Genomic DNA, 22404 nt, shown 5'->3' with positions numbered 1-22404 from the left:
AATCCTAAACAACTTCTTAAAGTTTATGATCCGGACACTTCGGATTTTTCGATTTTTATATCCTCAGGCTTTGATTGGCCATCTTCGTGTTCGCTTTTTGTTTTTTGTAGACGGTTTTGATATTTTTTATTTAATGAGTCCATTTTGTCTTTAAGGCTGTCGGCATAATCTTCACCTTTATTCATAATTTGTTTTCTTATGAGTGAGCCTTTCCCCGGAGCAAACAAAATACCTATAAATGTTCCTGCGGCAAAACCTGCCAATATATCAGCTAATAATTTACTTGATTTCATACTTGTTTGATTTTTAAATGATGTTATTTGATAACCTTATTTCCTTTATTGATTTTTAGAATAATAATTACAGCCATAATAAGGAGTGCATGAATAATGTAATCGGCACCAAGTGCAAAGAGCCCGACAGCCCATGAGATGATTAAAATCACAGCGAGTAAATACAGTAACTTACTCATACAGATTGTGTTTTGAGTTTGTGCTGTGGTGATAAAAGCGAGCAAAAATACTACTGTAATCAGGAAACCTTATTCCTTTTAACTCAATGCAGAACTTCAGACTAAAAGTTTTTGGTAGATAACACTATTTGTTTGCCCGCATACTGCGTATTGGCGTCATCCTCTGCAGTAATGAAAACCCTAGTGGGTTTAAAAGAGGTAACGGTTCGAAAAGAAGCTTTTAACTGCTTTGACATCATGCCGCTCGAACTTTTTATTTGCCCCAGATTTTTTATCATATTCTGATTAGTTACTATCCATACGACGTAGGTTCGCCTGGGCGGTTCTAAGCGCTGAACTTCCGCTAAATCAGTCAGGTGTATTTCTATGACATTATTCTTGTTTTTATCGGAGTTTATCTCAACATAGCCACGGGCAGCTGGAACAAGCGATGAATTAAGAAAGGATATCTTTTTGGTACAAGAGCAGATTGAAATCACCATTGTAAGGATGAATATCTTCAAAAGTGAAGATTTAAATTGTGTGTTCTTTTTAGTCATATTTTTAAGTTTTTACCACTAAGCCCTTTTTATATAATCAAAAAAACTACAAATAAGATATTTTTCTGATTAGATTGTAAAAACATAAATGATTAAAATAATAGCAAATACGCAGAGAAAAATAGGAGCATCAAATTGTGTTGATGAGTAAAGTTTTCATATTCTGGCCTACTAATATACTCTTACAAAGGTGGCTATTAAAATTCCCTGAAGTATTACATAATTCTTGCTATTAGTTATATGATTCACACACTACCAAATGAAGTCTCAAAATCGGTGAATTTTGTTAGTATTTAATCAGTATCTCTGGAAGTTTTCAAAGTTACATGAATAATCAAGCTATAATATAATAATTAAAGTCAAACAAATATTGACTTTCAGCGTTTATATTAAAATGACTTGCTGATATAACTATAATTACTTCTGTTTTCTCATCCGGTCTTTTGAAAAAATAGAATTAAATATAGTGCCATGAAAAACCAAGAAAAAATTAAATTCGCTGCGCCGAATAAAAATCTCTTTTTCCCTACACTCAAGAAGAGAGTCGATCAGTATTTCGCCGATAATCAAAAATCAAGATATGCCAATAAAACGATGGTGATAAAAACCATTATTCTGCTTGTGGCATATATAGTCCCTTATATCATTCTAATAAGTTTTACACCACCATTGGCTCTTAGTCTATTTCTATGGCTCCTAATGGGCGCAGGAATTTCAGGTATCGGCATGAGTATAATGCACGATGCAAATCATGGTGCTTTTTCACAAAACCCCACGATCAATAAATGGGTTGGATTCACCATTAATCTGGCAGGGGTTGGTGTAATGAACTGGAAGTGGCAACACAATATCCTTCATCATACTTATACCAACGTAGCTAATGTAGACGAAGATATTAAAGACCGTGGTGTAGTCAAACTTTCGCCTCATGAAACTGTTAGGCGTATACACCGCTTCCAGTGGTTATATGCTTTCTTTTTTTACAGTATACTTACATTATACTGGGTCATTCTAAAAGATTTTATTCAATATGCTAATTTTATTAAGTCAGGGGTGAATCGACAGAGCAGTACAGAAAACAGACAAATGCTTGCCGGACTAATTATATTGAAAATTACCTACTTTGCCATTTTTCTTGTAGCTCCTACACTTATTTTTCATATTCCTTTTTGGCAGGTATTGGTGGGTTTTCTTCTAATGCACTTTACTGCCGGACTGGTTTTGACTGTCATTTTTCAATTGGCACATTCAGTAGAGGGAACTCACTATCCGTTACCAAATGAAGACGGTATTATTGAACAAGACTGGGCCATACATCAATTAGAGACTACATCTAATTTTTCTCCTCAGAATAAATGGCTCAGTTGGTATATAGGAGGGTTAAACTTTCAGATTGAACATCATCTGTTTCCCAGAATTTGCCATGTGCATTATCCGAAACTTGCCCCTATTGTCAAACAGACTGCTAATGAATTCGGGCTAACTTATCTGGAAAACAGAACTTTCCTTATTGCTATTAAGTCACATTTGGCCAGCCTTAAACGTTTTGGCATACCGCATTATGATGAAGCAATTGTTTAAAAGAATTAATTTTCGGTTTTTTCCCATACACAATAAAGATGTAGTCTTTGTCTTTGAAATACCTTCAGTTGTTTCTATTTAATCGTAATAGCCAGGATAAAATCTGACAGTTAATTTTGGCTTCTGTCAGATTTTATCCTGGCTATTACGATTTTTGTTATCATAGCTACTGCTATAATAACACTTTCTGATTTTTGAATTTTGGAACCGCTACTATAGGTATTAATTTACGTCCCTCTTCCATTTTATATGCCGACAATATTTTTATCTTGGATGAAGAAACCGATTTTTTATTGTTTTGATTTTTTTTCTGATTATTCATTTTATTGTTTATTTATCAAGTTGTTAATAGAATCTTTATTAATCAAAATCCTAATAGCTATACTTTCGTATACTTATTACATTAGGTTTTCTGCTTAATCTCATCAAAAACCATGATCAATTCTTCTTTGTTTTTTCCTAATATCAACTGAAGCCTTTCTAACATTTCTTCTTTCCGACCCTCTCTGAAAGATAAATCCTCTTCCGTAAGCACCGAGAATTTTTTCAAAAGTTTTGTTTTCTGTTTATTCCACTCTTCCTTTAATTTTTCTCTGTTCATTTTAAATACCGTTTGTTTGCAAAAGAATTTTTGCACTATAAAGGTGAGCTATTTTATTGCAGTACTTGTTATACAATTATTTAGAATGGTTATATAATTCACACATTAAAGGAAATTTTAATACGCCTTCATGAATAATTTAATAAACAAAAAAGCCACCTAAATTAAGGCGGCTTTTGAATCTAAGCTAAATATGGAGAAAAAATGATAAAAAAGTTTTCTGTGAAATTGATATAGAGTTTACAATAGCGGCTATACATGTTAATTAAAAATATCTGCTAGTCTAATATTTTAATCTTGCAACTGGCTGCTACCATTTACAAAGTTCATATTTCCTTTATCTAAACTATTACATAATTATAGCTTATTATTACATGATTCATATATGTTCGATTGGCGTTCGTTTTTTTTGCTTAAGTGATTTAAAAAAAGAAGGCGTTAGACCGGTTATCTTTTTAAATTGATTAGAAAGATGAGCAACACTACTATAATTGAGCCTATAAGAAATTTCGGTAAGATTTAATTCATTGTAGATTAATAACTCCTTTACCCGTTCAATTTTGTGAATAATAATAAAATGTTCAATTGTGATACCTGTAGCCTCAGAGAAAAGATTGGCTAAATAAGTATAATCATACTTGAGTTTTTCGCTGATATATTCCGAATTCTTTACTTTAAGCAATTCGTCTTCATAATGAACCATTTCAATAATAACATTTTTTATTTTTTGTATCAGGATAGCTTTTTTGTCGTCCATCAGTTCAAGTCCTGATTTTAATAAATTAGCTTTTAATTGTTTATTCTGCTCTTCAGTAAGACTCTCTTCTATTTCAACCTCGCCTAAATCTATTGTTCTGTAATTAAGCCCAAGTCTTTCCAGTTCAGCCTTTACCAACATTTTACAACGGATACTTACCATAAATTTGACGTAAAGTTTCATAAAATGGAGATAAAGTTTTGACAAGGTATATCATTAGATAAACGAGATGAATGGTTGAAAAATTAGTGATTAATCAAATTTTTCAATAAACAAAAAAACCACCTAAAATTAAGATGGCATTTGACATGAAACCTAACCACTGTATCTGAAATAAACATTTCAAATAACCTACAAAAGAAATTACTTATTATCGTTTTATCAAAACCATATTCTCTTTTATCTTAACACGTTTGAGTGTATTACAAAGTTCATAATTCGTAAATATAAAGTGTTGCATAATTATGATTAAAATTTATATAATCCACACATTAATTCATTGTAAAAGCTGAGATAATAATAAAAAATACCACCTAAATTAAGATGGCATTTTGTCTCTGATTAACCTTTAACACCAAAATCTGGGCTACAAGATTTTCAAAATTTTACACTCAATAACTCTATCATACTTATAATTATGGTAGATTTGATACTAAAATTACCTTCAGGCACATACCACAGAATATTATTCAGATAATACTGATAGCTTGAGTTGCATTTTTGGCTATTCAATTGAAGCTATACATGTTTTCAATTGTTGCTGAATAGATTCCAGGTAATGTTCAAAATTTATTGTACTTATGCCTCTATCTTCATAAGTGAGATATAACGGTGTTTCGCTTAAATGCGCATAAAGTGCCGGAAATTCATTCCGAATCTGTTCTGTAATCAGAAAGATTTTAGTTATTATTTTTTTTGTTTGGCTATTATTAATCATAACCGCTTTTAATAACTGTCAGTATCATTTTGAATCTGCCATTCGGTTTGATACAATTAGGAGCATGAGCTGGTATAATAATCGATTGCCCTGTCATTAGCTCATGAGATTCGCCGTCAATTACTATCTTAGCCGTACCCTCAATGATTTGAGCATAGGTATCGAAGGGGGTTGTTTTTTCTGTTAATCCTTCGCCTGCATCGAACGACATTACGCTGATATTTCCCGTTGATTTCTTTAGAATGGTTTTAATAACTACAGAATTGGGCACATATTCGATGATTTCCACAGTGATGTGGACTTTTGATTTTTCAATTTCCGGAGTTTCCATGAATCATTGTGAAGATTTATAATTTTAAACAAATAACTTATTATATAACTCAATAAAGTCGTATCTTCCTAAAAAAGCTAATAATTTAACATGGCAAGTCTGTTATAAATGGCATCATTTAATCTAATAAATTGATATCCATTTTATGAAAACTTACCTGCTTCATCCCTCCGATTTTATTTTTATGGGAATGAATTACTAAATAGGAGCAAATTGTTCAGCACTACCTCAAGCTCTGATACTTATCCTGACGTTTTTTTTTGTTTAGAACCTGCTTACCTGTTTTACCAAATTTAGCAGAAACAAAGAATTTGCTCGCCAAGACAGCTATCACAACCCCTGTAAGTATACCGAGCAAGATGTTTCCTAAGTTTGTGCTTATTAATTCCATGACATTTCGATATTTATTATTATTGACAATACGTCTAAATATTCTGTGTAGATAATACAATGTCCGCACTTGGATACCTGACTCTCGAATCGTACTCGGTAGTGATAAATACTTTGATAGGTTTAAAAGGTGAGATAATCTCTAACGATTCTTTTATTTTTTTTACAAAAAAACCGGTCAGACTATTAATCTGGCCTATATTTTTTAAGATAGTTTGCTCAGTGATCATCCATACTACGTAGCTATGCTTTGAAGGTACCAGTCTTTTTACTTCTGTCAAGTCTGAAACATATACTTTTATGACATAGTTTTTTTCATGATTCAGATTTATATCTACATAGCCTCTGGCTGCCGGAACTACAGTTGATATTAAAAAATCAGTCCTTTGTGCATAAATATTTGAGAAAAAAATCAAGACAAGCAGTATAATTAAGGATATGGTCCCAGCTTTATTTTTTAGTTCTGTAGATTTCATAAAATTTAGTTTCACCTTTTATCTAACTGATAAAGTACTAAAGGTGAGGTTGTTTTATCAGAGAAGCATTACATAACTCTATAAAAGTGTTACAAGATTCACACATTTACTTTAATAGAGAGTTATGCTACTTTACTTTTATTTCCTCTAACAAAAAAACTGTTTTGCCTGGCGACCAAATAAGGGCTTTATTTGTTTTTCAAGTAATAAATCTACCTTTTGATTCAGGCTGCATTTCTGCTTTCAGATTAAAAAGGTAATCGTTTTCTGCTCTCATTCTATTGTATCCTTTTCTTCTTGTCTGTTCTGGCTCATCTATAATAATAGGGGCCTCCCTGAATTATGACTTTTTCTGCTGCAATTGATTCATTTACAATTTTGTGTAACTTATCAAGATACGCACTTTCATCAGATAACAGTACATTAGTTTTAGTATTTTCCATAAATTACGAGTATAAACAGACAACTGCATCACTATTCACCGTTAATTCCTACCATTTCGGTTGAAGCAATAGATACGATCATTTGTGAAAGTTGCTTACTTAAAATATGAAAGTCGGTCGGTTTTTGAATAAAACCTTTGGCTCCCAACTGAAATACATGTGCTTTCTGTCCGGTATCTGTAGAAAGAAATACTACAGGAATATTTTTAGTACGGGGATTTTTCACGATTTCTAAAAAACATTCAATACCATTCATTAAAGGCATGTTGATGTCGGTAAAAATAATATCAGGGAGTACTATTGAGTTTTTAAGTTTATCAATTGCTTCTTTCCCATTACAGGCAATATGACACAATACTGTATTCTGTATTCCACTAATTGCCTCGATAAAAAAGCTCTGGTCATCTTCATCATCTTCTATTAATAGAACACTATTTGTTTTTTTCATTTTGGAGTAGATTTTAGCTTATCAGGCAATAGCCTGAAAGGGATATCAAGAAAGTGTGCGGGTAGATATTGCGTTTAAAGAAATAGTTTAGCTGAGGTTATCAACTACTTTTCTATAAAAGGGGGTGTTCAAATATTATTAAATCATCATTGAAATGTTATTTGTGCTATTGCTTATATATTCAATATGACTAAACAAAGATGAGGGTATTTTTTAGGTATGATATTACACAATTGCAGAAAAGAGTTACATCATTCCTTTATATCTGTGTTGCTGAAACTTGTAAACTCTCAGTATAAATAAAAGAAAACTACTCGGTTAGAAAATCAGTGTAATTAGCATAAAAAATCATAAAAGAATTTTTATATGAAGAACAATTTATAAAGTTTCCGGAAAATACAAGAGGGTAAATACTCAAAACCACATAATAATTAATAGGGTTCTATTTAATGCTTATAAAGCAAAAACACTTTTAAATGAAACCATGTGCTTTAAGGTCAGAATATTCTCAACAGAACATTCTTTAATTAAAATAGCTTATGTTAACCAGGTGAAAATTTCTAAGGATTGAAGAGAAAACTCCTATGGCGCTACGATAGTAAAAAGATAAATCACAAAAATAGCTATTAATACTAATCCCTGCATAAGATTTGTTTTTCCGGTTGTCAAAGAAATAGTAATAATAAACAAGGACAATCCGAGTAGAATGGTCGATTTTACATCAATTCCCAGAATCATTCTTATGTCAGTTATTACAGAGGTTATAGCTATTGCCGGAATGCTTAACCCAATACTTGCTAATGCTGACCCAAATGCCAGATTTAATGAAGTTTGTATCTGATTAATTTTAGCTGCTCGGAATGCCGCCATTCCTTCAGGTAATAACACTATTGCGGCAATGATTACACCGACAAGCGATTTTGGTGCTCCTGCCCAAATAACTATGTGCTCTACATCTTTTGACAGCAATTTTGCTAATAAAACCACAATCCCCAAACAAAGTAAAAGAAATATGATGCTTATATACATTTCCTTTTTGGAGGGTTTTTCCGGAAGGCTTGCTTCCCCTTCAATGCCTTTAAGTTTATTTGCCGGAGAGATAAAATAACTACGGTGTCTGAATGTCTGAACCATGGCAAATCCTATATACAAAACCAGACAAACAACAGCAATAAAAAGTAGTTGAAGTGGTGTATATTCTCCACCACCATGGCTTGTAGTATAATTGGGCAAAATTAACACAAAGATAATAATTGATGTAAGTGTAATTAGTGCAGTGCTTACTCCTTGAAGTGTAAAACTCTGTTCTCTGTATTTTAAAGACCCTATAATAATACATCCACCAATAATTCCGGTAAGAATAATCATTACTGCTGCAAAAATGGTGTCTCTTGCCAGTGAAATAGTTTCCAATCCTTTGGCACCAAGCATTATAGAAATTATCAACGCTACTTCAATCACTGTAATCGCAAAGGCCAGCAGGAGTGTTCCAAATGGTTCTCCAAGCCGATAAGCCACTACTTCAGAATGGTGTACTGCCGCTAAAACACTTCCAATTAGAAATAAAGCCAGCAAGCCTGAATAATAAGTGTTTGCAAAATAAGCATTACCAAAATAAGCCAGCCATGCCAGAGAAGGGACCAGAATAGTCCATAGCAAAAGGTAAATTTTTTTCTTCATTTAATTGTGTGTGTGTTATACTAATAACGGCTCTTTTATAAGTAAGAAAAACTTTGTACTTTAATAGAGCTTATGTAATAATTATGCAAACGCCATCCAATCGCTGTTTTCTGCAATATTATCTACGACCTGTATATTTTTGTGCTGATGCATCGAAGCGAGTAGTACTACAATTTCATGTTTTACCATTTCAATGCAATTATCTGTAAGATTCTGGCTAAATCCTAAGCCATTCAATGTCAATAAATCATTTATAGTAATGACTCTGGCAATAATTTTCCCAAGATCAACCATTTTCCGCTGAGAAAGTGAGTCGTCTATAATGAAATTCAATTCTTTCGAATAAATTCTTCCTGCATTTTTAGTTATTTCATTATCACTCAGATAGTTTCCTAAATGCGTTGTTTTTTTCCTTTTCATATCCTTCAGAATCCCCTCGGAAATTTGTGTATATAGCATTTCATTAGAACCCTCAAAAATCTGGAACGGTCGGCTATCCATAATCCCTCTGCCTCCAATATGACTCTTTCTATAACCTTTCGCTCCGAATAGTTGTACATTTAATTGCGCCGACTCCTGCATCATATCCGTTACTAAAGCTTTCATACTATTGGCATGGATTCCGCTACTAGATACATCATTTTCTATTCCGCTGATTTCACAACTTTTTGCACACATGGCCGAACACAGAGTATAGTAAGACTGCATTTTTGAAAGTTGATACTGCACTTGATCTAAAGCAAAGAGATTACTATTCCCTACTGTTCTTTCTTTACAATATTTCATGGCATCGTCCATCATACGTTTCAGGAATCCCATGCCCATGCCCGGAAACTGTAGCCTGCTTCGATGAAGCGTATCAAGCATCATTTTCAGACCGGTAGTTTCAGGAATCAATTTATTTCGTAAGGGAACTTCAATATCGATTTTATTCAATCCGTATGGAATCATATCCAATCCTGCATTATCATAATACTCCATCACTTCTATATTCTGTTCCTGAAGGTGGGTATTGGCAATAAAGAAATCCACGTCTCTAGCTAAATTTCCATTTAGGGTCATACTTCTTGAAGTAACTAACCAATAATCGGCCATGCCGGTAAGTCCCTGCCAATGCTTGGTACCGCTAATGTGATAGGTATCATCATGTAATTCATTCCTGGTTTTCATGTTCAGTGCATCACTACCAAAATCCGGCTCAGTAATCATTAAGCCGCCCATAGCACCTTTGTCCAGAAAGTGCTTAAAAATATCCGACTTTACCAACTCATTCCCATATTTAGCCAATGGTTCTAAAAATAAGGCTATATTAATACCGAATATCAAAGACAATGAAAGCGATTCATATGAAGCGGCCGATAAAATACCTAAACATTCTTTCACATCTGTACCTCTGCCGCCAAACATTTTTGGAATAGACACCGATAAGGGTTTAAGATTCATAATTTCTTTCCATACATGAGGAGGCAACCCTCTAGTAAGACTTAATTGGTCGATATTTTCTTTTCTGAAAAGAGAAGAAAGTGAAGTTTTAAAACGGCTTAGGAAATCAGAGAATAAAACTTCCGGCAGGCACAAGGCAAATTGATTCATGCTGAGAACTTGAGGTAAAGTGCTGCATGCCGTCTATACAACAATAAAAAAGAGAAGTAATTGAAAAAAGTACTGAATAGTCTAAATCGGCCTATTCACTCTAATAACGAAAAAATCCTTATAAAATTGTGTATTAAACCCTGATGTTTTTAGCAATTACGGGGAAACAAATTATCCGACATATAAAACTAAACTTTTTATAGCTATCTATCCTTTATTGCAAGACAATAAATCCTAGCTTATAGTCACTGATTTTGATGAAGAATATTTTAGTTAAATTTTTTCTCCTTCCTACTAATTTTAAGGATTGATCCGAGGTTTGACTCTTAGAAAGGGTTCGATCACTCACATCACTATAAAACAAAAAGCGCTGATTATCAGCGCTTTAAATTAATTGCGGTCCGGACGGGGCTCGAACCCGCGACCCCCTGCGTGACAGGCAGGTATTCTAACCAACTGAACTACCGAACCGTATTTCCTAAACATTGTAGATTTTTGTTTCTTTTCTGTTTCTCTCTCGTTGTTTGGGACTGCAAAGGTAGGGACATTTTAGACACTTGTCAATACCCTAAGCAAAAAAAAATGAAAAAATTTTATTCCAATATCAACATCCACAAAGCAAACATTTCATACTCAACTAGTTACGACCGAAAAAAAAATTTAAATAATTGAAAAAAAAATCAACAAGTATTCGTTTCTGAAATCATTAGCAGCAAAAAAGCATTTTTATAATAGTAATTACCCTAAAAAATCTGATGAAGTTTTTTATTTCAATGCATAGCCAAAGAAAATCGCTTATCTTGTTGACCAAATCGTTCGGACAATGTAAATTGTCAGTCTATCTTAGCTAACGCTTTGCCTATTCCTGCAAGTATTCTGACTATTAATCATTAGCAAACAAAAATATATAACCTGAATACCAAAAAGAGCATTATCATAAAATCATCAGCATGAAAAAAATTTATTTGTTCTTATTCTTACTTTTCGGTGCCAGTTCGTATGCACAAAAAATCAGTCCGGTCGAAAAGAAAATCGTTGAGCATATCAAAAGCAATGTTAAACAGACCGAACAATTACTAGAGCAAGTAGTGAATATTAACAGTGGGACATTAAACCTTGAAGGAGTAAAACAGGTTGGTCAGGTATTTCGTAAAGAATTTGAAGCTATGGGCTTCACTACCGAATGGATACCCCTACCCGACTCCCTAAACAGAGCCGGACACTTAGTGGCATATCGCAAAGGCAAGAAAGGAAAAAAACTCTTTCTAATTGGGCACCTTGATACCGTCTTCGAAAGGTCTATGCCTTTTACTCCTTTCACCCGTCTGAACGATACTACAGCTACAGGACAAGGCGTGAACGACATGAAAGGGGGCGATGTAATGATTATTGCCGCTTTGCAAGCCCTGCATGCGCAAAAACTCCTTGACGACACATCTATTACAATCTATTTCACCGGCGACGAAGAGAGTTCAGGCAAACCTACCAGCGTCAGCCGTAAAGATTTTATCGACAGAGCTAAACAGTCAGATATTGCCCTTGCTTACGAAAACGCCATGAGCTTTAATATTGCCGCTACAGCCCGCCGGGGCGCAAGTGGCTGGGAATTGGTTACGAGCGGAAAAACAGGCCACTCATCAGGCATTTTCAGCCAGAATATGGGCTATGGTGCTATCTATGAAGCAGCCCGTATATTAGATGAGTTCAGAGAAGCACTTAGCCAGGAAAAATACCTTACGTTTAATCCGGGCGTGATTTCGGGTGGAACAGAAGTGAATTATGACCCTGCTTCTGCCAAAGGCGAAGCCGTAGGAAAAACAAATATTGTTGCGCAAAAAGTAATCGTAAGCGGAGATTTACGTTTTATTAGCGAAGCACAAAAAGAAAACGCCAGAACCCACATGCGTGATATTGTGAGCAAACACCTGAATGGTACCAATGCAGAAATCAAGTTTTCTGACGGAATACCTGCGATGGAACCCACACAAGCAAATACCGATTTACTAAAAGTTCTTAATCAGGTAAGTTTAGATTTGAATATGGGAGAAGTAAAAGCAGGTGACCCAGGCTCACGTGGGGCAGGCGATATTTCTTATATTGCACAATATGTGCCTTGTCTTGATGGCCTTGGGGCTTCGGGAAAAGGCGCACATGCACCCGGCGAAACCATTAATCTGAAAGAATTTCCGGCACTTACACAACGCACAGCTTTATTAATTTATCGACTTACACAATGAGAATAAAAGATTTAACAGCGTATCTTGAAAAACTAGCACCTTTGTCTTATCAGGAATCATACGATAATGCAGGTTTAATAGTAGGCAATCCAAACGAAATCATCACAGGTGTACTGGTAAGCCTCGATTCGACAGAAGACGTAGTAGAAGAAGCCATCCAAAGGGGTTGTAATATCATAGTGGCGCATCACCCGATTGTATTTAAGGGCATAAAAAAGTTTACAGGTAAAAATTATGTAGAGCGTACCATTATTAAAGCCATAAAAAACGATATTGCCATTTATGCGACACATACTAACCTCGATAACGTGGTGAACGGAGTAAGTTTCAAAATTGCTCAGTTACTAGGTTTACAACAGGTACAAATATTAGCTCCAAAAGCAGACTTGCTTATGAAGTTGGTCGTATTTGTTCCAATAGACAATACAGGGCAACTCCTTGATGCATTGTATGCAGCCGGAGCGGGCGAAATCGGCAATTATAGCCAGTGCAGTTTCAGGGTAGAAGGCAAAGGCACATTTAAGCCCAATGCACAGGCAAATCCTACTATCGGGCAAACAAGCGGGCCAATGGAAGAAGTAGAAGAAAACCGTGTAGAGGTTATTTTTCCTGCTTATCTTAAAAACCAGATACTAGCTGCCATGCGTAAAGGCCATGTGTACGAAGAAGTGGCTTATTACCTGACCTCACTTAGTAACGAAAACCAGGAAGTGGGCTCAGGAGCGGTAGGTTTTTTACCGCAGGAAATGGCCGAAACAGATTTTTTAGCTTATTTAAAACAAAACATGAAAGTTTCGGTTATTCGACATACAAGCTTGTTGAATAAACCCATCAGAAAAGTAGCCGTATGTGGTGGAGCGGGAAGCTTCATGCTAAGCGATGCCATAAGAGCAGGCGCCGACATATTCATCACGGCCGATTACAAGTATCATGAGTTTTTTGATGCCGAAAACCGCATCATCATTGCAGATATAGGCCATTATGAAAGTGAGCAATTTACAAAAGAATTATTGAAAGATTATATTTGCAAAAAATTCACTAACTTTGCAGTCCATTTGTCGGAAACTCCTACAAATCCGGTAAAATATTATTATTAAACATTGCGTATTCGAGGCAAAATGGCTTGTAGTTCATTCGTCTCTTTTATCAAAATTTAAAGCTTTAAAATCAAGACGCTCCGCCGTAGCGGTTCAATATATTTATGGAATTAACAGTTGCACAAAAATTAGAAGCTCTTCTTAATCTTCAATCGATTGATTCTGAATTAGACGAAATTAAAAAGCTACGTGGTGATTTGCCAGACGAAGTACGTGACTTAGAAGATGAGGTGGTTGGCTTTGAAACGCGTATTTCAAAATTTAAAAAAGAAGTAGATGCTTTAGACGCTGAAAGCAACGGCTATCGTTTGAACAAAAAAGACGCCGAAAAATTGATTCAGAAGTACAAAGACCAACAAATGAATGTTCGTAACAATCGTGAATACGATGCGATTTCGAAAGAGTTGGAATTACAAGAACTTGAAATTCAGTTGGCTGACAAACGTATAAAAGAAGCTGATTTTAAAATCAGAAACAAAAATACTGAAATTGCAGAAGTAGAGTCGGCAATGAATAGCCGCAAAAAAGACCTTGAGGTAAAACGTAAAGAATTAGATGTATTGGTGTCAGAAAGCCAGGAAGAAGAGAAAAATCTAATTGTTAGCCGTGATAAGGCTGCTACTAACGTTGAAGAACGCTTGATTAACGCTTATAACCGTATCCGTGACAATGCCGGTAATGGCTTGGCTGTTGTAATGGTAAAACGTGGTGCTTGTGGTGGTTGTTTCAATATCGTTCCTCCGCAACGTCAGGCAGATATTAAAGACAAAAAGAAAATTATTGTTTGCGAACACTGTGGCCGTATCCTTGCCGATGTTGACGCAATCGAAATCAGCAGAAAATAATCGTTCTTTTCGTACTAAAAAGCCAAATTTTCAATCATCGAAGATTTGGCTTTTTTATTTTTTCTATCAAGTCAATTTTGGTATTCAAAAATCTACATATCGCTAAATTCTTTTTGTGCTCGTTTATTGGGGTACCTCTATGGTTTATATTCACAGTACCCGCTATTGCTTCCGATGCCGACTTTACCCCTAATCTGCAAAAAGCCTATGCCGAAATATTTAAGCTAAGGTTACAGGCAGGCCGTGAGTTAATTGCCAGAGAGAACCCAAAGAATGCATTCAGGGTCTATGTCGAGAATTATGCCGACATGGTAGAATTACTCAACTCAGAAGACCAAACCGCCTACGATAAACTCGCAGGTAAAGAAGATGAGCGGCTAACGATTATAGAAAGTACCGATAAAAAATCGCCTTACAACCGATTTTTACGAGCCGAACTTAAAATCCATTGGGCGCTACTAAAAATACGCTTTGGGCACGAAGTAAAAGCCGCCTGGAGCATTATACAAGCATATCGTCTGCTAGAAGAAAACCAGAAACTATTCCCAAAGTTTGTACCCAATCTTAAATCCTTGGGCTGCTTGCACGTATTGGTAGGGTCTATTCCTGAAAATCAGAAATGGGTTACGGGTATTCTGGGGCTAAAAGGAAACATTCAGCAAGGTTTAAAAGAGCTTGAGTTAGCTTCGCACGACAGAATCTGGGGCTTAGAAGCCAGTTTCTGCGAGTTTTTTATTCAAGCATATATTCTACCTTACAATGATACCGTAAACGAAGCACTGCTTCAGGCAGTAAAAGCACATGACGATAACCTCAATCTTAATTTTCTGGCCACTGCAATCTCTCTAAAAGGTGGCCGTACTGAGCAAGCCGCTTCTTTAATACGTAAAAGCCCTTACGATGCCTCTTATCTCTACTGTCCGGTGTTTGAATTGTATAAGGGAGAAATAAACCTTTTTCAAGGTCATTATCCGCAAGCTGCTGTAGCATATCAGAGTTATATAAGAAATTTTAAGGGGAAAACTTTTTTAAAAGATACTTATTACAAACTGTTTTTATGTACCTGGCTCGGAGGCGACGAGAAGAAAGGCATAGCGTATATCCAGAAAATTCCGACAGTTGGCAGTACAGTTGCAGAGTCAGACAAGGCCGCTCAGAAATTTTATGAGAACTACGCCAAAACTAATACACTTCCACATAAATCGCTTGTTCGTATTCGTTTGGCATTTGATGCAGGCTATTATGAAAAAGCTTTCGATGAAGCCGAAAATTTATCAGAAAACAACTTTAGCCAACCTAAAGATAAAGCAGATTTCAACTACCGTTTGGCAAGGGTGTATCAGAAAACAGCGCAACCCGATAAAGCCATTGCATACTACGATAGAGCAATTGCACTTAGTGACAAATACAAAGAGGCACAATGGCATTTTGGGGCAAGTTCAGCCTTGCAATTAGGCTATATTTATCAGGAGAAAAATCAGAAAACCAAAGCCCGAAGCTATTTTGAGAAAGCTTTGGCATACAAACGTCACGAATACAAAACCTCAATCGACAACAAAGCCCGAGCAGCTTTAACTGTTATGGGTTTTTAGTCAATAATTCTTTTAATTTAGACTTATCTATTGATTGTATAAACTTTCTTGCTGCTTCATGCTTAGCATCTAAAGCATTTTCTACATTTCTGTAGGTTTTTATTTTGCGTTTCTTGGTCCTCATTTCTTGAACGTTTTACTTTAAAACACCAAATCCATCCCCAGTTTCTCTTTCAAATCCCATAGAGCCGGGTTTTTGTTGGCCAGGTACTCAAATTTTTCCTGTGCAGTATATGGGCGGCGTTCTACTTGTGTTTCAACAATTTCGGCGGCAATCTGAATCGTATTATTTTGTAATTGCTGACGCAGATACACAGCCAAATCCTGCTTCATTTGGGTCAGCAAATCCATTTGCACCTGATTATCTAGCCTTAATTTTAATAAACCTCCTTCTAAACCAAACTCACGTTTTAGCATTACGGCTATGGTAGCATTATTGCGTGAGTCAGCAAAACGGTGTAGTTCTCTTTGCAATTGTTCAGGCGTAAAACTCTTATTTACATTTATATTAGCTACGGCTGGTTCGTTAGCCTGATTGGCTTGCTGCCCGACCGATGAAGGTATATCGAGGTCGACATTTGTAGATTTAAACTTCGATGGCGTAAAGTTGGGCCTTGGTGGTATAACAACAGGCGGCTGGCTTTTTACCTGTGGGCTGGTAGCCGGAAGCGACGGTGGTGTATGAGTAACCGTTGGCGTAACACTAACAGGTTGGCTGACAGTATTTTGCACCACAGGTTGTGGGTTTGGTGGCGTAGAAACCGGGACTACATTACCATTTTTTTTTTCGTCTGTCGTGTTAGCCGACAACTCACTTAGATTTAATACATTCTGAATCTGCGATAGCTTCATCAAACCTATTTCAACATGTAAACGCTGATTTTTGGCCGATTTATAATTAATATCCAGATGGCTACCAACACTTAGCGACGAAAGAATATATCCTAGAGGGAGTTTACCTGATTGCTCAAGATAACGCCTCTGTGTAGACTCCGCTACTTGTAACAACTTTACGGTTTGCTGGTCTTTACTCACCATCAGGTTTCTGAAATGCTCGTTTAGACCTACCACAAACTGGTGGCTATCAAAACCTTTTTCCAACACTTCGTTATAAAGCAACAAAGCCCCCGAAATATTGCCACTATACAGAAAATCCGTCATTCTGAAATAATAATCGTAATCCAGAATATGCAGATTATCCAGTACCGACTTATAAGTCATTTCGTTGCCTGCCGCAAAAGTTACGTTCAGGTCAAACATCGATAAGGCATCACGCAAACCACCATCAGCTTTTTGAGCTATCAGCTCAAGTGCCTGATAATCGGCAGAAATACCCTCTTTACTCGCTACATTGGCCAGATGATCGGCCATGTCTTTTATCTGAATACGGTTGAAATCAAAAATCTGGCAACGGCTCAGAATTGTAGGCAGAATTTTGTGTTTCTCGGTGGTAGCCAGAATAAAAATAGCATAACTTGGGGGTTCTTCAAGCGTTTTCAGAAAGGCATTAAAAGCCGCCTGCGAAAGCATATGAACCTCATCTATGATATATACTTTGTATTTACCGTATTGTGGAGGAAACCTCACCTGGTCGGTCAGGTTTCGGATATCTTCTACCGAGTTGTTTGATGCCGCATCAAGCTCATGAATATTGAATGATGCGTTATTATTAAAACTCTTACAAGATTCGCACTCATTACAAGGCGAAATGTCTTCGGTAAGGTTCTGACAGTTGATAGTTTTGGCTAAAATTCGGGCACAGGTTGTTTTTCCTACACCACGAGGGCCACAAAACAAAAACGCCTGCGCCAAGTGATTGGTTCTGATAGCATTTTGCAAGGTGGTTGTGATATGAGACTGCCCAACTACTGCATCAAAAGTAATAGGACGATACTTACGTGCCGAAACTACAAATTTTTCCATGCTGCAAGTTACAAAAAAACGTAAGCGAGACCAAAAATGATAGCCTGATTCCGACTATTTATTTAGCTTTGCAGTGTTATCTTTTTATTGTTAATTAGCCAATTATTTACTGTATTATGCTTAATAAGCTATCTATCAAGGCCTTCAACCATGTGGCATTGCAAGTAAGTGATGTAGAAAGAAGTGCCGAATTTTATGCCAAAGCACTTGATTTAGAAGAAATTGCCATTCCCGCATTTGATTATCCTGTAAAATGGTTCAGCCTAGGTGCTAACCGTGAATTGCATTTGATTGGCAGAGAAGAAAATGGTGCATCAACGGGTATCAGAGGGAATCATTTTGCATTGGAAGTGTCAGATATTCTGCAAGCCGAAAAACACCTGCAATCATTAGGTATAGCATATATGCCCATCAAACTACGCCCTGATGGTATCAAACAATTATTCCTGACAGACCCTGATGGGCATTATATTGAGTTGTGTGAGATGTAGAATAAGAATTTGTTTGTTATATATAACTAAGAGTATGTTTAAATTTTGTTATTCTGACCAAAAAGCAAATATTTTTTGGCTAGACAAGGCGACATTTTGCAGATGTAGCCAGCAGCTACATCGAAAAAATGCAACGCAGTATAGTTAAAAAAGATTGCTTTGTAGGTCGAATCATAAATTTTAAACATACTCTAAATATTACTCACAATCAACAATTAGGTTATGTTTTGAAATTAATTTATCCTGAAACTGCATCAAATCCGACCTACACACTTATCGGCACTTATAGACAAAGTAACTCCTATAATGCCGAAATTGACATATACCATAGCACACCTACCAAAAATTTACTCGTAGAACTATTACTTAACCTTAGCCTAATTTTAGTGCTAATATTTTAGGCGATATTATTGTAAGGTATAATTGTTAAAAAAGGGCTGTTTCATTACAAAACAGCCCTTTAAAATATGAAATTTCATAAATTTTACAACTCAACCAAGGTTTCAGAATCACACTGGAAGATAAACTGCATGTTCTCGGCTAGTTCGGCTTCCGAAAGTTTTTTCATTTGCGTATCAAATCCGCCAGCATATTTTTTAGTGATGCTTTTGGCTTTTTCCAGAATCTCAATAATGAACGGATGCTTTGGTTTGCCTATTGATTGCCCAAAGTCCTGAATATCGGCCTTGAACATCAGGTTTACCGGAATCTTATACATTTGCCCGTTGCGGGCAGCGCATACAGGAACAGGCTCATATATAGGCGACGACGAAAACTCACCCATTTTCTTTTGGGCTATTTTATATTGCTCGTCAGACTCACCAAATACAACAGCTACTTTTTTTCGAGGAGTATTTACTCGCTCGGCAATCATTTCATCAAGTCTTTCTAATAACTGGCGGAAATTGACGGTATTTTTACCGCTTCTGATTCGCTCACGGATTGATTGACGAATAAAATAAGTGATAGATTGCGTAACCGTAAGCCCGATTTCAGCCATTTGTTTGAATATCAATGAAGATGGCGACATACCCGGAATAGTGTTCGGGTCGTGCAATAGCACACGGCTATCTGGTGTCAGGAAGCCATCAATGCGTGTTACTACACAAAAACCAAGGGTATTGAAAGTCTTCAAAAGGCTTTCGTGTATTTTATGCAGATTCTCAAGGCTGGTATCAACCGGAATCCGTTTTTTAGTAACATTCGATTTATATTTCGATTTGAAGTCGAAGGTCTGAATCTCACCATAAATTTCAGTAGGCGGTAAAGCAATTGCTTTGCCATCATCTTGCTGAATAACCCCACACGAAAACTCCTGCCCTACCACAAACTCTTCAATCATCACGTAGTCTTCTGCGTGTGCCGAAACCACGGTTACGGTTTCAGACGTGAACAAAACGGCGTCAAGCTCTTCCATAAGGTCGGCAGGGTGCGCCAGTATTTTACCATTTACCATTACCGGAAAACCAATGCCCTCATCCAGATTTGTTGTTTTTTCCATCATGTGGCGTTTCTGGCGGTCGGTCATTTTTTCCCATTCACTTTTCTTGAAAGTGACTTCAAAAAAGCATTGGTTAATGGCTCTTGTAAACTCTTCAAGGCTCCTTTTTCTGACAATGGCTACACCGATAGAAGAACCCTGATGTGGTGCTTTTACTACAAACGGGAAGCCAATATTGTTGATCAGGTCGGTAAATAATTTTGAGCGGTCGGCAACAGCCCATTCTTCGCGGGTAAAAGTAACTGATTTTTTCTTCTGGCCTGTTACAAGCGAAATCAGTTTGTTTTGCATAGGTTTGTTAATTCCTACTGCCGAGCCCATTAGGCCAGGCCCCATGTATGGAATACCATACCACTCGAGCAAGCCTTGCATACTACCGTCTTCGGCCTGTGGGCCGTGCATGATAGTAAATGCAAAATCCATTATTTGAGGAAAATCGGTTGGTTGAATTTGTTTCCCTACTTTATAAATAAGTTTATAGAGCTGAGTTTCGTTGAGTTCGCCGAGTGATTCGATGTAGACCCTAAACCCACGATTGAGGTTTTTTGATGGAAAAAAATCACGGATAGACTCTTCATAGAGTAGTTCAGGATTTATTTGAATAAAATGCCCTAAACTATCTACAAATATCGGCACAGGTTCAAATAATGCCTTGTCAATGTGTTCGAAGGCCGTTTTCCCCCCTAAATACGATATTTCTCTTTCTCTGGCTTGACCGCCAAAGAAAACCCCGACTCTAATTTTATTTGCCATTATTTAACCTAAAGCTGATAACGTTGGTGCGTAGTATGCGAAAATTAAATTGTTTGCAAGATAATAAAAAAGCCACTTGCAAACACAAGTGGCTACATATTTTTAGCAATCGGTCTATCAGATGCGTTCATTAAAACGCAGGTGTCAGATTCAAAGCTTCTACTTTACGGATTTCAGGTACAGCCTTTAAAATGGCTTCTTCTAGCCCAGCTTTGAAGGTCATTGAAGACATAGGGCATGAACCACAAGCACCTAGTAACTCTAGTCTTACAGTATAATCGTCAGTAATTTCAATTACTTTTACGTTTCCGCCATCTGTTTGCAAGTAAGGTCTTACAGAATTCAGGGCAGTTTCAACTCTCTCTATTAAATTTTCCATATACCAGCCATTTCGGAGGATTGTGTCTATCTACAAAAGTAAAAAAATATTGAAAAAGTTCAAAATTCTTCTATGAACTTGTCTGACATTATTTTTCGGAAAACAAAGCTCTAAGTGTTAGAAAAGGAAAAATATTTCTAATTGCGTCTGTCCAGACTAAAATAAGTTATTTACAATCGCTCCATTACTTTCTTAACCATTACTTTTTTCCATTCGGTAAAATCTCCGGCCAGAATATGCTCACGAGCTTGACCTACCAGCCATAGATAAAAAGTAAGATTATGCACACTGGCTATCTGAGCCGCCAGAATTTCGTCGCACTTCACTAAATGGCGCAAATAGGCTTTGCTGTAAAATGTACTGGTGTATCCACCAAGCGTTTCGTCAATCGGGCTATAATCATCTTTCCACTTTTCGTTTCTTATGTTAATTATACCTTGTGTGGTAAACAACATTCCATTACGGGCATTGCGGGTTGGCATCACACAGTCGAACATATCAATGCCGAGCGCAATGCTTTCAAGAATGTTCTCGGGTGTGCCTACTCCCATCAGGTAGCGGGGCTTGTCTTGTGGCAGAATATCATTTACGTAGTCGATAGTCTCGTACATTTTGTCGGCAGGTTCGCCTACTGCCAATCCACCAATGGCGTTGCCTTCACGGTTTTGTTCGGCAATAAATTCGGCCGATTGAATGCGTAAATCCTTATAAACACTACCTTGCACAATCGGGAAAAGGCTTTGCGTATAGCCATAAAGCCCTTCGGTGGCATCAAAGCGGTCGCAGCAACGTTTGAGCCAGCGGTGCGTCATTTCCATCGATTTTTTTGCATAGCTATAATCACAAGGATAGGGAGCGCACTCATCAAATGCCATAATAATATCAGCACCAATTACTCGCTGAATATCCATTACATTTTCGGGCGTAAAAAGGTGTCGTGAGCCATCAATATGTGACTGGAACTTTACACCTTCTTCCGAAATCTTGCGTATATCTTTCAATGAAAATACCTGATAGCCGCCCGAGTCGGTCAGGATAGGTTTATCCCAGCCATTAAATTTATGTAGACCGCCAGCACCTTGCAGAATATCTAAGCCTGGGCGTAGGTATAAATGGTATGTATTACCCAGAATTATCTGTGCCTGAATATCGTTTTTTAATTCTCTTTGATGTACAGCTTTTACGGTTCCGGCCGTACCCACAGGCATAAAAATAGGCGTAAGTATTTCGCCGTGGTCGGTCGTTAGTTTCCCGGCTCTTGCCTTCGAACCGCTATCAGTTTTTTGTAATTCATATTTCATGTTGCAAAAATACGAAAGATTCAGCTGAAAAGCCATC

General features: G+C 36.6%; 21 protein-coding genes and 1 tRNA gene. 6 read left to right on the top strand and 16 right to left on the bottom strand.

The window, feature by feature from the left end; genetic code table 11:
- Positions 1-23 precede the first annotated feature (23 nt).
- The 3 genes from WAE64_RS17700 to WAE64_RS17690 form a co-directional block, all read right to left on the bottom strand.
- A complete protein-coding gene (locus tag WAE64_RS17700; protein ID WP_340238864.1) occupies positions 24-293 on the bottom strand; it encodes a YtxH domain-containing protein in 270 nt (89 codons plus the stop codon).
- Positions 294-316: 23 nt separating this feature from the next.
- Positions 317-472, bottom strand: a complete 156-nt coding sequence (locus tag WAE64_RS17695) for a lmo0937 family membrane protein (RefSeq protein WP_340238863.1) — start codon at positions 470-472, stop codon at positions 317-319.
- Positions 473-573: 101 nt separating this feature from the next.
- Positions 574-1011: a hypothetical protein gene (locus WAE64_RS17690; RefSeq protein WP_340238861.1), complete on the bottom strand. Its 438-nt coding sequence runs from the start codon at positions 1009-1011 to the stop codon at positions 574-576.
- Between the two features lie 471 nt (positions 1012-1482).
- Between WAE64_RS17690 and WAE64_RS17685 the strand changes: the two genes are divergently transcribed.
- A complete protein-coding gene (locus tag WAE64_RS17685) occupies positions 1483-2592 on the top strand; it encodes a fatty acid desaturase family protein (RefSeq protein WP_340238860.1) in 1110 nt (369 codons plus the stop codon).
- Between the two features lie 403 nt (positions 2593-2995).
- Here the strand turns inward: WAE64_RS17685 and WAE64_RS17680 are convergent, their stop codons facing one another.
- The 8 genes from WAE64_RS17680 to WAE64_RS17645 all read right to left on the bottom strand — a co-directional run bounded on the left by WAE64_RS17680 (position 2996) and on the right by WAE64_RS17645 (position 10719).
- Positions 2996-3193: a general stress protein CsbD gene (locus WAE64_RS17680; RefSeq protein ID WP_340238859.1), complete on the bottom strand. Its 198-nt coding sequence runs from the start codon at positions 3191-3193 to the stop codon at positions 2996-2998.
- 379 nt (positions 3194-3572) lie between these two features.
- The gene (locus tag WAE64_RS17675; protein WP_340238857.1) at positions 3573-4133 is read right to left on the bottom strand and encodes a helix-turn-helix domain-containing protein; all 561 of its coding nucleotides are present in this window, start codon (positions 4131-4133) and stop codon (positions 3573-3575) included.
- A 746-nt stretch (positions 4134-4879) separates the two neighbouring features.
- Entirely contained in the window at positions 4880-5218 is a 339-nt protein-coding gene (locus WAE64_RS17670; protein ID WP_340238855.1) for a cupin domain-containing protein, read from the bottom strand.
- A gap of 425 nt (positions 5219-5643) precedes the next feature.
- Positions 5644-6024 carry a hypothetical protein gene (locus tag WAE64_RS17665; RefSeq protein WP_340238854.1) on the bottom strand — a complete coding sequence of 127 codons (381 nt, stop codon included), beginning with the start codon at positions 6022-6024 and terminating at the stop codon, positions 5644-5646.
- A gap of 534 nt (positions 6025-6558) precedes the next feature.
- Complete coding sequence (locus tag WAE64_RS17660) at positions 6559-6975, bottom strand: response regulator (protein WP_340238852.1); 417 nt, start codon at positions 6973-6975, stop codon at positions 6559-6561.
- A gap of 582 nt (positions 6976-7557) precedes the next feature.
- A complete protein-coding gene (locus tag WAE64_RS17655; protein ID WP_340238851.1) occupies positions 7558-8655 on the bottom strand; it encodes a calcium:cation antiporter in 1098 nt (365 codons plus the stop codon).
- An 81-nt stretch (positions 8656-8736) separates the two neighbouring features.
- Positions 8737-10248, bottom strand: a complete 1512-nt coding sequence (locus WAE64_RS17650; protein WP_340238850.1) for an acyl-CoA dehydrogenase family protein — start codon at positions 10246-10248, stop codon at positions 8737-8739.
- A gap of 397 nt (positions 10249-10645) precedes the next feature.
- Positions 10646-10719, bottom strand: a tRNA-Asp gene (locus WAE64_RS17645).
- Between the two features lie 479 nt (positions 10720-11198).
- Between WAE64_RS17645 and WAE64_RS17640 the strand changes: the two genes are divergently transcribed.
- The 4 genes from WAE64_RS17640 (at position 11199) to WAE64_RS17625 (ending at position 16019) form a co-directional block, all read left to right on the top strand.
- Complete coding sequence (locus WAE64_RS17640; protein ID WP_340238848.1) at positions 11199-12485, top strand: M20/M25/M40 family metallo-hydrolase; 1287 nt, start codon at positions 11199-11201, stop codon at positions 12483-12485.
- Positions 12482-13582 carry a Nif3-like dinuclear metal center hexameric protein gene (locus tag WAE64_RS17635; protein WP_340238846.1) on the top strand — a complete coding sequence of 367 codons (1101 nt, stop codon included), beginning with the start codon at positions 12482-12484 and terminating at the stop codon, positions 13580-13582. The genes WAE64_RS17640 and WAE64_RS17635 overlap by 4 nt, the downstream gene beginning before the upstream one ends.
- Before the next feature lie 104 nt (positions 13583-13686).
- Positions 13687-14427 (top strand): zinc ribbon domain-containing protein, encoded by a 741-nt coding sequence (locus WAE64_RS17630; protein ID WP_340238844.1) that lies wholly within the window; start codon positions 13687-13689, stop codon positions 14425-14427.
- Between the two features lie 77 nt (positions 14428-14504).
- Entirely contained in the window at positions 14505-16019 is a 1515-nt protein-coding gene (locus WAE64_RS17625) for a tetratricopeptide repeat protein (protein ID WP_340238842.1), read from the top strand.
- On the opposite strand, the gene WAE64_RS17620 is transcribed toward WAE64_RS17625, so the two are convergent.
- Both WAE64_RS17620 and WAE64_RS17615 read right to left on the bottom strand, forming a co-directional pair.
- A complete protein-coding gene (locus tag WAE64_RS17620) occupies positions 16006-16143 on the bottom strand; it encodes a hypothetical protein (protein ID WP_340238840.1) in 138 nt (45 codons plus the stop codon). The two genes, WAE64_RS17625 and WAE64_RS17620, sit on opposite strands and share 14 nt — an antisense overlap.
- Before the next feature lie 17 nt (positions 16144-16160).
- Positions 16161-17942, bottom strand: coding sequence for a DNA polymerase III subunit gamma/tau (locus WAE64_RS17615; protein ID WP_340238836.1), 1782 nt, complete (start codon positions 17940-17942; stop codon positions 16161-16163).
- A gap of 116 nt (positions 17943-18058) precedes the next feature.
- On the opposite strand from WAE64_RS17615, the gene WAE64_RS17610 reads away from it, so the two are divergent.
- A complete protein-coding gene (locus WAE64_RS17610) occupies positions 18059-18433 on the top strand; it encodes a VOC family protein (protein ID WP_340238835.1) in 375 nt (124 codons plus the stop codon).
- Positions 18434-18917: 484 nt separating this feature from the next.
- Here WAE64_RS17610 and WAE64_RS17605 read toward each other — a convergent pair whose 3' ends face one another.
- From WAE64_RS17605 to tgt, 3 genes are all read right to left on the bottom strand, one after another.
- A complete protein-coding gene (locus WAE64_RS17605) occupies positions 18918-20687 on the bottom strand; it encodes a D-alanine--D-alanine ligase family protein (protein ID WP_340238834.1) in 1770 nt (589 codons plus the stop codon).
- A gap of 130 nt (positions 20688-20817) precedes the next feature.
- Positions 20818-21066 carry a NifU family protein gene (locus tag WAE64_RS17600; RefSeq protein WP_340238833.1) on the bottom strand — a complete coding sequence of 83 codons (249 nt, stop codon included), beginning with the start codon at positions 21064-21066 and terminating at the stop codon, positions 20818-20820.
- A 170-nt stretch (positions 21067-21236) separates the two neighbouring features.
- Positions 21237-22367: a tRNA guanosine(34) transglycosylase Tgt gene (gene tgt / locus WAE64_RS17595; protein WP_340238881.1), complete on the bottom strand. Its 1131-nt coding sequence runs from the start codon at positions 22365-22367 to the stop codon at positions 21237-21239.
- Between the last annotated feature and the right edge of the window lie 37 nt (positions 22368-22404).

Source organism: Emticicia soli, assembly GCF_037860775.1.
GTDB lineage: Bacteria > Bacteroidota > Bacteroidia > Cytophagales > Spirosomataceae > Emticicia > Emticicia soli.
The sequence above is the reverse complement of the archived record's forward strand: the minus strand, read 5'-3'. Positions and strand labels throughout refer to the sequence as shown.

What these genes read in the sequence shown, in the direction of transcription:
- WAE64_RS17635 (WP_340238846.1), top strand. Translation starts at nt 12,482, where the DNA reads ATGAGAATAAAAGATTTAACAGCGTATCTTGAAAAACTAGCACCTTTG.
- WAE64_RS17685 (WP_340238860.1), top strand. Translation starts at nt 1,483, where the DNA reads ATGAAAAACCAAGAAAAAATTAAATTCGCTGCGCCGAATAAAAATCTC.
- WAE64_RS17690 (WP_340238861.1), bottom strand. Translation starts at nt 1,011, where the DNA reads ATGACTAAAAAGAACACACAATTTAAATCTTCACTTTTGAAGATATTC.
- WAE64_RS17630 (WP_340238844.1), top strand. Translation starts at nt 13,687, where the DNA reads ATGGAATTAACAGTTGCACAAAAATTAGAAGCTCTTCTTAATCTTCAA.
- WAE64_RS17660 (WP_340238852.1), bottom strand. Translation starts at nt 6,975, where the DNA reads ATGAAAAAAACAAATAGTGTTCTATTAATAGAAGATGATGAAGATGAC.
- WAE64_RS17620 (WP_340238840.1), bottom strand. Translation starts at nt 16,143, where the DNA reads ATGAGGACCAAGAAACGCAAAATAAAAACCTACAGAAATGTAGAAAAT.
- WAE64_RS17670 (WP_340238855.1), bottom strand. Translation starts at nt 5,218, where the DNA reads ATGGAAACTCCGGAAATTGAAAAATCAAAAGTCCACATCACTGTGGAA.
- WAE64_RS17655 (WP_340238851.1), bottom strand. Translation starts at nt 8,655, where the DNA reads ATGAAGAAAAAAATTTACCTTTTGCTATGGACTATTCTGGTCCCTTCT.
- WAE64_RS17695 (WP_340238863.1), bottom strand. Translation starts at nt 472, where the DNA reads ATGAGTAAGTTACTGTATTTACTCGCTGTGATTTTAATCATCTCATGG.
- WAE64_RS17605 (WP_340238834.1), bottom strand. Translation starts at nt 20,687, where the DNA reads ATGGCAAATAAAATTAGAGTCGGGGTTTTCTTTGGCGGTCAAGCCAGA.
- WAE64_RS17700 (WP_340238864.1), bottom strand. Translation starts at nt 293, where the DNA reads ATGAAATCAAGTAAATTATTAGCTGATATATTGGCAGGTTTTGCCGCA.
- WAE64_RS17680 (WP_340238859.1), bottom strand. Translation starts at nt 3,193, where the DNA reads ATGAACAGAGAAAAATTAAAGGAAGAGTGGAATAAACAGAAAACAAAA.
- WAE64_RS17615 (WP_340238836.1), bottom strand. Translation starts at nt 17,942, where the DNA reads ATGGAAAAATTTGTAGTTTCGGCACGTAAGTATCGTCCTATTACTTTT.
- WAE64_RS17610 (WP_340238835.1), top strand. Translation starts at nt 18,059, where the DNA reads ATGCTTAATAAGCTATCTATCAAGGCCTTCAACCATGTGGCATTGCAA.
- WAE64_RS17600 (WP_340238833.1), bottom strand. Translation starts at nt 21,066, where the DNA reads ATGGAAAATTTAATAGAGAGAGTTGAAACTGCCCTGAATTCTGTAAGA.
- WAE64_RS17640 (WP_340238848.1), top strand. Translation starts at nt 11,199, where the DNA reads ATGAAAAAAATTTATTTGTTCTTATTCTTACTTTTCGGTGCCAGTTCG.
- WAE64_RS17675 (WP_340238857.1), bottom strand. Translation starts at nt 4,133, where the DNA reads ATGAAACTTTACGTCAAATTTATGGTAAGTATCCGTTGTAAAATGTTG.
- WAE64_RS17650 (WP_340238850.1), bottom strand. Translation starts at nt 10,248, where the DNA reads ATGAATCAATTTGCCTTGTGCCTGCCGGAAGTTTTATTCTCTGATTTC.
- tgt (WP_340238881.1), bottom strand. Translation starts at nt 22,367, where the DNA reads ATGAAATATGAATTACAAAAAACTGATAGCGGTTCGAAGGCAAGAGCC.